Annotated in this window: 2 protein-coding genes; both read left to right on the top strand. The window is 61.2% G+C overall.

All coding sequences use genetic code 11. From position 1 onward, the window contains the following. The first annotated feature begins 544 nt into the window (after positions 1-544). Complete coding sequence (locus tag P8014_RS20445) at positions 545-1,771, top strand: IS256 family transposase (protein WP_337819178.1); 1,227 nt, start codon at positions 545-547, stop codon at positions 1,769-1,771. A gap of 98 nt (positions 1,772-1,869) precedes the next feature. Continuing rightward, a protein-coding gene (locus tag P8014_RS20440) for an IS3 family transposase (protein ID WP_337819179.1) occupies positions 1,870-3,014 on the top strand; the annotation gives its coding sequence in 2 pieces (ribosomal slippage) (positions 1,870-2,140 and positions 2,140-3,014; 1,146 coding nt in all). Positions 3,015-3,170 lie beyond the last annotated feature (156 nt).

Here is a 3,170-nt window from a genome sequence, read left to right as displayed (position 1 = left end):
GCTTGGTCGATCAGCGTAAACACACCGACGCTAGCTGAAACACCTAATGCAAGGACGCAAATGGACAGGAGAAGCGACCCTGGGCGCCTAAGCGCTGCACGCCAAGCACGCCACATATCGGTTACCCAGTCAGGCATGAGGTCTCTTCCTTCTGAAGTTATCGGACCAAGGTTAGCAAGTTTAGTGCCACAGGTAGTGATTTTCCGAGGCCCGAAATTCAATGACATACGCCAGCAAGTCGGGCCATTGTTAAGGCAAGTTGTCCGAATTCGCACACGGTTGTCCGGAAGCGGACTGAGGCTGACCGAGGATTCTTGGCCATTCGGAAGTAGAAATTTCGTAAGCGTTCGGCCACTGAGGTTTCCCCGCGTTTTCATGCTGGCACACCGAGCTGATCGAGCAGCGGTGGCTTCGGTTTGTTGAGCTGCTCGAAGAGGCGGTGGACTGGGATCTGCAGCCATCGTCGAACCAATGCCGCGAGGGTGTCCTAGATTTTGTGTAAACGGGCCACAGGCGGGAAACTGCCCTTTGACCCGGAGACACCATGAGCTCACGCAAGCACGAGGTACCCGACGAGCTGCTCAGCAGCCTGTTGTCCAACTACAAGAAGCCTGAAGACCTGATCGGCGAGAATGGCCTGCTCAAGCAGCTGACCAAGCTGCTGGTGGAGCGGGCGCTGGATGCGGAGATGGCCGAACACCTCGGTCACGACAAGCACGAGCCGGTCGCCAACGCGGCCGGCAACACCCGCAACGGACGCAGTCGCAAGACGCTCAAGGGTGAGTTCGGCGAGCTGCCCATTGAGATCCCGCGCGATCGTCACGGCAGCTTCGAGCCCCAGCTGATTCCCAAGCACCAAACCCGCTGGGCCGGCTTCGACGACAAGATCCTGTCGTTGTATGCGCGCGGCATGACGGTACGCGAGATCCAGGCGCACCTGGAAGAGATGTATGGGGCGGAGGTGTCGCCCAGCCTGATTTCCTCGGTCACCGATGCGGTGTTCGATGAGGTCAAGGCATGGCAGGCCCGGCCGCTCGATTCGGTGTACCCGATCGTCTACCTGGACTGCATCCACGTAAAGGTGCGCGAGGGCGCGGTGCGGATCAAGGCGGTGTATCTGGCCATCGGCGTCACCATGACCGGCGAGAAGGAGGTGCTGGGCCTGTGGCTGGCGCAGACCGAGGGCGCCAAGTTCTGGCTGCAGGTGGTGACGGAGCTGCGCAACCGCGGCGTGCAGGACATCTTCATCGCCTGCGTCGATGGATTGAAGGGCTTCCCCGAAGCCATCGAGGCGGTGTTCCCGCAGACCACGGTGCAGCTGTGCATCGTGCACATGGTGCGGCACAGCCTGAACTACGTGCCGTGGAAACGCCGTGCGGAAGTGGCGGCTGACCTCAAGCGCATTTATGCCTGCGCCACCGTCGAGGAGGCCGAGCAACGACTTGCCGAGTTCGAGGCGAAGTGGGACACCGAGTACCCGCCGATCGGCCAGTCGTGGCGGCGTAACTGGCCACGTCTGATTCCGTTTTTCGACTACCCGCCGGAGATCCGCAAGGTGATCTACACCACCAACGCGATCGAGTCAGTCAACATGAGCCTGCGCAAGCTGACCAAGAACCGTGGCTCGTTCCCGAGCGACGAGGCGCTGCTGAAATTGTTCTACCTGGCGCTGCGCAACATCAGCAAGAAATGGACGATGCCGATCCGCGACTGGAAGGCTGCCTTGAACCGCTTTACGATCCAGTTCGAGGGGCGCCTTCCTCAGCGCTAACTTAAACTCCGTTTACACAAATCTATGGTCCTGTCGTGGTCTGATTCTCGAGGACACCTCGATAGGGGATGATGATCCCCAACGAGGACCAGCAAGACATGACCGCACGTAACCGTAGAACCTTCGATACTGCCTTCAAGCTGCAGGTGGTGCAGATGATCCGAGACCAAGGCCTGAGCGTAAGCCAAGTGTGCCGCGACCAAGATCTGGTCGATAGCGCGGTGCGCCGCTGGCTGGCCCAGTACGACGCTGAGCAGGCTGGCCAACCGGGTGTCGGTAAGCCGCTGACAGCCGAGCAGCAACGCATCCGTGAGTTGGAGCGGGAGAACCAGCGGTTGCGCGAGGACGTATCCATCCTAAAAAAAGCATCGGCCTTCTTCGCCCGGGAACTGAAGTGATCCAGTCGATGATCGATCAGTGGCAGGAGAAGGCCGATACCGCCCGCCTGTGCCGCTTGCTGGGCGTGAGCCGCTCGGGTGTGTACGCCACTCGCCGCCGCCGGCAAACGCCCCGGGTATGCGCCCTCACTACGCCGTTGCAGGCAGCCTTTCAAGCCAGCGGTGGCAACTACGGCAGCCGCCGACTGTGCGCAGCCTTGAAGTCCCAGGGCCTGCTGGCCGGTCGCTGCCGGGTCCGCCGGCTGATGAAGCAGCACGGCCTGAAAGCGCGCTGGAAGCGCAAGTTTGTCCACACGACCGACAGCCGGCATGACCTGCCGGTGGCTGCCAATGTCCTGGATCGTTGCTTCAACCCCAACGCGCCGGACCAGGCCTGGGCGGCCGATATCACCTATGTCCGCACTGATCGTGGCTGGCTCTACCTGGCCGCCGTGCTGGACCTGTACTCGCGCAAGATCGTGGGCTGGGCGATGGCCCCGAACATGCCAGCCGAACTCGTCTGCACGGCGTTGCAGATGGCCATCGCCCTGCGCCAGCCCAAGCCAGGGCTGATCATGCATACCGACCGCGGCAGCCAGTACGCCAGCCAGGCCCATCGCGACCTGCTGGCCCGTCACGGGCTGGTGGCCAGCATGAGCCGCAAGGGTAATTGCTGGGATAACGCGGTCATGGAGCGATTCTTCCTGAACCTAAAGATGGAACGCATCTGGCAGCAACGCTATGCCAATCCCGCCGAGGCCATGACCGACATCACTCACTACATCATCGGCTTCTACAACACCCATCGGCTGCATTCCACACTCGGCTACCGATCACCCGCCGACTACGAGAAAGCCACTGCATGAAATCCCCTATCCCGGTGTCCACCAAAACTTGACCACGACAGAATGCAGCGGGGGTGAAGATTTACTCGCTCCCCGGATTGCACGCGAAGGTGGCCTTGCTGGACGACGTGGCCGTTATCGGCTCCGCCAACTCCTCGCCGAACTCGGAAGACCGCC

The organism is Acidihalobacter sp., assembly GCF_037381185.1.
In the GTDB taxonomy this organism is placed as follows: domain Bacteria; phylum Pseudomonadota; class Gammaproteobacteria; order DSM-5130; family Acidihalobacteraceae; genus Acidihalobacter_A.
Note: the sequence above shows the minus strand (reverse complement) of the source record. Positions and strands in the feature narration are given on the sequence as shown.